Here is a 5,632-nt window from a genome sequence, read left to right as displayed (position 1 = left end):
GCAACCGGCCCGACCGGTTCGCCGGCGCGGTGCCGGTCGACGTGACCCGCGCGGCCGACCCGTCGCTGCCGGCGCCGGGCGGGGACGACGTGGCGCTGGTGATGTACACCAGCGGTACCACCGGGGCCCCGAAAGGCGTCGAGCTCACCCACGCCGCCGTCGAGGCCGGCCTGGACGCCCTCGGCGAGGCGTGGGCCTGGACCGCGCAGGACACGCTGGTGCACGGCCTGCCGCTGTTCCACGTGCACGGCCTGATCCTCGGTGTGCTCGGCGCGCTGCGGCGCGGCTCGCCGCTGGTCCACACCGGACGGCCGACCCCGGCCGCCTACGCCGCCGCCCGCGGCACCCTCTACTTCGGGGTGCCGACGGTGTGGTCGCGGGTGTGTGGCGAGCCGGCCGCGGCCCGCGCGCTGCGCCCGGCCCGGCTGCTCGTCTCCGGCAGCGCGCCGCTGCCGGCGCCGGTCTTCGAGCGGCTCCACGCGCTGACCGGCCACCGCCCGGTCGAGCGTTACGGCATGACCGAAACGCTCATCACGATCAGCAGCCGGGCCGACGGGGAGCGCCGCCCCGGGCAGGTCGGCCTGCCGGTGGCGGGCGTGCGGACCCGGCTCGTGGCCGAGGACGGCTCCGAGGCGCCCCGCGACGGCGAGGCCATCGGCGAGCTGTGGGTCGACGGGCCGATGCTGCTGCGGCGGTACCGCGGGCAGCCCGACACCCCCGTGCGCACCGAGGACGGCTGGTTCCGCACCGGCGACCTGGCCCGCATCGGCCCCGACGGCTGGCACCGCATCGTCGGGCGGGCCTCCACCGACCTCATCAAGTGCGGCGGCTACCGCATCGGGGCCGGCGAGGTCGAGGACGCCCTGCTCGCCCACCCGGCCGTGCGGGAGGCGGCGGTGGTCGGGGTGCCGCACGCCGACCTCGGCGAGGCGGTCACGGCCTTCGTTGTGACGGGCGGAGGCGGCGTCGGGGAGCACGAGCTCATCGACTTCGTGGCCGCGCACCTCTCCGTCCACAAGCGGCCACGCGCCGTGCACTTCGTGGACGTCCTGCCCCGCAACGCGATGGGCAAGGTGCAGAAGAAGCGGCTGGCGGGGCCTATGCTGTAGTGCGGTCTTCTTGGTTGGTTCTCCCTTTTGTGGGTTGGTGGTCGTGGTGGAGACGGGCAGGATTCTGCGGTTCGACGAGGTTCGCGGGTATGGGTTCATCGCGCCGAACGCCGGCGGTGAGGACGTGTTCGTCCACGCCAACGACTTCGGCGAGCAGCGGCACCTGGTGCATCCGGGGATGCGGGTGGAGTATGAGGTCGAGGAGGGCGAGCGCGGGCTGAAGGTGGCCAGCGTGCGCATCCTCGACGCGCCGCCCTCCCGGCGTGCCGCCACCGCCTCGCCCTTCGCCCCCCAGGGCGGCTCCGGCGCCGCCTCCCCCGACGACGACGGCCTGTGCGACGTGCTGTCCAGCCGCGAGTTCACGGCCGAGGTGACGGAGCTGCTCATCCAGCACGTGCCGTCGCTGACCGGCAGCCAGATCGCGCAGGCCCGCCAGCACCTGGTGGCCTTCGCGCGCAGCCACGGATGGGTGGAGAGCTGAACATGAAGGTCCTGTTCATCGGCGGCAGCGGCATCATCTCCTCGGCCTGCTCCCGCCTGGCGGTCGAGCGCGGCATCGACCTGTTCGTGCTCAACCGGGGCGAGTCCCGCGACCGGCCGCTGCCCGGGCAGGCGACGCTGCTGCGGGCCGACATCCGCGACGGCGCCGCGGCCCGCGAGGCCATCGCCGGCCACACGTTCGACGCCGTCGTGGACTGGGTCGCGTTCACCACCGAGCATGTGCACGCCGACATCGAGCTGTTGCGGGGCCGCACCGGGCAGTACGTCTTCATCAGCTCCGCCTCGGCCTACCAGACCCCGCCCGCGCGGCTGCCCGTGGCCGAGTCCTCGCCCCTGCGCAATCCCTTCTGGCAGTACAGCCGGGACAAGATCGCCTGCGAGGACCTGCTCGTGCAGGCGTACCGCGACACGGGCTTCCCGGCCACGATCGTGCGCCCGTCGCACACCTACGACCGCACCCTCGTGCCGTTCGACGGCGGCTGGACGGTCCCGGCCCGGATGCGGGCCGGCAAGGAGATCGTGGTGCACGGCGACGGCACCTCGCTGTGGACGCTCACCCACCACGAGGACTTCGCCAAGGCCTTCGTGCCGCTGCTCGGCCACCCGCGCGCCATCGGCGACACCTTCCAGATCACCTCCGACGACGTGCTGACCTGGAACCAGATCGCCGAGCACCTGGCGGCCGCGCTGGGCGTGACGCCGAAGATCGTGCACGTGCCGTCCGATGCGATCGCCGCCGCCGACCCGGAGTGGGGCGCGGGGCTGCTCGGCGACAAGGCCCATTCCATGATCTTCGACAACAGCAAGGTCCGCGCGCTCGTGCCGTCCTACGTGGCGACGATCCCGTTCCACCAGGGCGCCCGCGAGATCGTGTCGTGGTTCGACGAGGACCCGTCGCGCCAGGTCGTGGACGAACGCCTGGACAAGACGATGGACGACCTGGTGGCGAACTGGCGGGTGGGCTGATGTCCAAGGCGCATCTGCACCGGTATCTGCGGCTCGGTCGCGAGAACCTGGTGTGGAAGCTGGACGGGCTCTCGGAGTACGACGTCCGGCGGCCCATGGTCCCGACCGGCACCAACCTGCTGGGGCTGGTCAAGCACGTGGCTTCCGTCGAGGCCGGCTACTTCGGCGCCACCTTCGGCCGCCCCTTCCCCGAGCCGCTGCCGTGGATCGAGGACGGCGCCGAGGACAACGCCGACATGTGGGCCACGGCGGAGCAGTCGCGCGCCGACATCCTCGGCCTGTACCAGCGCGTGTGGGCCCACTCGGACGCCACGATCGAGTCCCTGGACCTGGACTCCCCCGGCCGGGTCCCGTGGTGGCGCCCGGAGGCGGCCGACGTGACCCTGCACCAGATCCTCGTCCACATGATCGCCGAGACCGACCGCCACACGGGCCAGGCCGACATCGTCCGCGAACTCATCGACGGCGCCGCGGGCTGGCGCCCGGCGACGTCCAACGTGCTGGGCGCGGGCGAGGAGTACTGGACGGCCTACCGCGATCGCCTCGAGCAGGCCGCCCGGCACTTCCGCTGACGCAACCCGGCGACGCACCGGGGTGCCGGGGGCCGCGCAGTTGCGAGCTGCGCACCGGCCGCGGCCAGGCGGCGCACGCTGTCGCGGGTTTCGCGAAAGGCGCGCGTGTAGGAAGGTTCACCACTGGCGCGAGGTGTGCCCGTACAGTTGAGCGCCATGAGGCGAGGGCGGGGGGCCGTGGTCGTCGCCGGGGTGACGCTGGCCGCCCTCGCAGGAGTCGCCGGGTGCGACGGCAGGACGGCGGTCGCGCCGGACCCGCCGGGGCCGCTGCCGTCGGGCGTGGCACCCGAGGCCGTGACGCGGTGGGCGCAGTTCCCGGCGGACCGCGCGCCGCGGCCGGTCGTCCTGCTGGACGAGCTGCCGCTGTCGTCTGGCTTCTCCGACGGCTCGGCGCAGGACGCCGTCCGGCACGGCCGGTACCTGCTCACGACCCGGGAGCCGTTGCCGCAGGCACCGGCGGCGGCCGTCACCGTCGCACTGCCCGGGCAGCCGGCCGTGCGGCTGCCCGCCGCCGGCGCGCAGGAGGCGTTCGTCGCGCTCGGCAACGTCGAGCCGAGCGGCTCGGCGGAGCCCACGGGCGTCGTGCGGATCACCACGGTGACGTTGGGCTCGGCGATGTTCCGCACGGACCGGGGCGACGCGAGCCTGCCCGCCTGGGTGTTCACGGTCGAGGGCGGCAGCGGCGCGGTGCTGTGGCCGGCCCTCGCGGCCGACGGCTACGTGCGGGCACCCACCAAGGTCCAGGCGCCGCCGCTGGGTCCGGCCACCGCCCGCGGCAGCACCGTCACGATCCAGCTCGAGGCACCCGAGCCGGCCTGCCCGGGACGGCCGGAGCACCGGTACGAGCCGGTCGTCGTGGAGTCGCCGCGGGTGGTCGCGATCGGGCTGCGGGCCGTGGTGAGCGGCACGGCACCCGGCCCGGCGAACGACAGCTGCGGGCACGTGGCGATGCTGCGCACCGCCGAGTACGAGATGCACCTCGCCGCCCCGCTCGGCGCGCGGCTGCTGGTCGGCGCCGACGGCACCCCCATCCAGGTCAGCCAGGCCTGACGTCCGGCCGCGAGCGACGCGGCGGGCGGCGGCCGACAAGCCCTTCAGATGCCGACGCGGGCCCGGATGACGGCTATCAGCGACTCCTGTACCGACCCGAGCGATCGATCTGGCTCGAAGACGAGCCAGTCGACGGCGACGACGAGGCACACGCCGAACAGCGCGGCGGCGGCCATGCGCACGTCGAGCTCGCGGTCGAAGTGCCCCTCGTCGACGCCGCGGCGCAGCACCTCGGCGATGACCCCGACGGCCTCGTCGCGCAGCAGGTGCAGGGTCTGGTGCCACTCCCGGTTGGTCCGCCACATCTCCGACAGCAGCAGCTGCGCGAACGAGCGGTGCCGCTGGATGTACGCCAGCTCCGCCCGGATCAGCGCCACCGCCTGCTCCGGCGGCGTGCCCGCGCCCGCCACCGCGGCCCGGAAGTCGGCGGTGAGCAGGCCGACCCCGTGGCGCAGCAGCGCCTCGAAGAGCGCGTTCTTCGAGGGGAAGTTGTAGTAGACGGTGCCCTTCGCCACCCCGGCCGCGACCGCGATGTCGTCGACGGTGGCGTTGGAGAAGCCGTGCTCGGCGATCAGCTCCATCGCGGCGTCGTAGAGCCGCTGCCGGGTGTCGCCGCGCCGGCGGGTGCGGCCGTCTGCCACAGCGCTCCTCACATCACTAGGTCCGGGTGCAGCCTGGACGGGGTGAGGCGGCGGCCCCGCCACGCGGCGACGGTGGTGAGCGCGAACGCGGCGGCGGCGAAGCCGGCCAGCACGACCGCTCCGGTGAGCACCGTACCGCCCGGGCCGCCGTTGATGAGGTGCCGCAGGCCCGACACGACGTACGTCATCGGCAGGAACGGGTGCACGGCCTGCAGGAACCCCGGCGTGGTCTGGATCGGGTAGGTCCCGCCCGACGACGTCAGCTGCAGCATGAGCACCGCGAGCGCGACGAGCCGCCCGGCCGGGCCGAGCCGCGCGCCGAGCCACTGCACGAGCGCGGTGAACGCGACCGCGGTGAGGCAGAGGTACCCGAACATCCCCAGCGGGTGCGCCGGGCGCAGCCCCAGCGCGAAGCGCACGACCAGGAACAGCGCGCCCGCCTGGACGACGCCGATGAGCAGCGCCGGCAGCCAGCCCGCGAGCGCCGCCCGGTGCGGCCGCGCGCCGCAGACCAGGTGGCGGCGGGCGAGCGGGCGCAGCACCATGTAGCTGATCATCGCGCCGACCCACAGGGCCAGGCCGAGGAAGTACGGCGCGAAGCCCGCCCCGTAGGTCGCCGCCGGGTGCTCGGTGTCGCGCCGCAGGGCCACCGGGTCGCCGAGGACGCCGGACCGCGCGGCGCGGGTGTCGGGGTCGTAGCCCTGCGGGCCCGGGCGCTGACCCTCGTCGCGGGGACCGGCGGCATGCAGTCCGTCCAGCTGCCGGCCGACCTGATCGAGCTGCCCGAGGGGGC

At 74.4% G+C, this 5,632-nt stretch carries 7 protein-coding genes; 5 read left to right on the top strand and 2 right to left on the bottom strand.

Going from position 1 to position 5,632, the window contains the following annotated elements:
- The 5 genes from AB0M46_RS50870 to AB0M46_RS50850 all read left to right on the top strand — a co-directional run.
- The coding region (locus AB0M46_RS50870) for an AMP-binding protein (RefSeq protein WP_363348914.1) at positions 1–1,109 on the top strand (1,109 nt) is incomplete at its 5' end.
- 43 nt (positions 1,110–1,152) lie between these two features.
- A complete protein-coding gene (locus tag AB0M46_RS50865) occupies positions 1,153–1,590 on the top strand; it encodes a cold shock domain-containing protein (protein ID WP_363348912.1) in 438 nt (145 codons plus the stop codon).
- 2 nt (positions 1,591–1,592) lie between these two features.
- Positions 1,593–2,576, top strand: a complete 984-nt coding sequence (locus AB0M46_RS50860; RefSeq protein ID WP_363348910.1) for an NAD-dependent epimerase/dehydratase family protein — start codon at positions 1,593–1,595, stop codon at positions 2,574–2,576.
- Positions 2,576–3,148 carry a DinB family protein gene (locus tag AB0M46_RS50855; protein WP_363348908.1) on the top strand — a complete coding sequence of 191 codons (573 nt, stop codon included), beginning with the start codon at positions 2,576–2,578 and terminating at the stop codon, positions 3,146–3,148. The genes AB0M46_RS50860 and AB0M46_RS50855 overlap by 1 nt, the downstream gene beginning before the upstream one ends.
- Before the next feature lie 156 nt (positions 3,149–3,304).
- Positions 3,305–4,198 (top strand): hypothetical protein, encoded by an 894-nt coding sequence (locus AB0M46_RS50850; RefSeq protein WP_363348906.1) that lies wholly within the window; start codon positions 3,305–3,307, stop codon positions 4,196–4,198.
- Positions 4,199–4,242: 44 nt separating this feature from the next.
- Here the strand turns inward: AB0M46_RS50850 and AB0M46_RS50845 are convergent, their stop codons facing one another.
- Positions 4,243–4,839 (bottom strand): TetR/AcrR family transcriptional regulator, encoded by a 597-nt coding sequence (locus AB0M46_RS50845; protein WP_363348904.1) that lies wholly within the window; start codon positions 4,837–4,839, stop codon positions 4,243–4,245.
- Positions 4,840–4,847: 8 nt separating this feature from the next.
- Positions 4,848–5,632 (bottom strand): YhgE/Pip family protein (locus AB0M46_RS50840; RefSeq protein WP_363348902.1); only part of this gene is annotated, 785 nt, incomplete at its 5' end.

It is taken from the genome of Dactylosporangium sp. NPDC051485, assembly GCF_040682015.1.
Classification (GTDB): domain Bacteria; phylum Actinomycetota; class Actinomycetes; order Mycobacteriales; family Micromonosporaceae; genus Dactylosporangium.
Note: the sequence above shows the minus strand (reverse complement) of the source record. Positions and strands in the feature narration are given on the sequence as shown.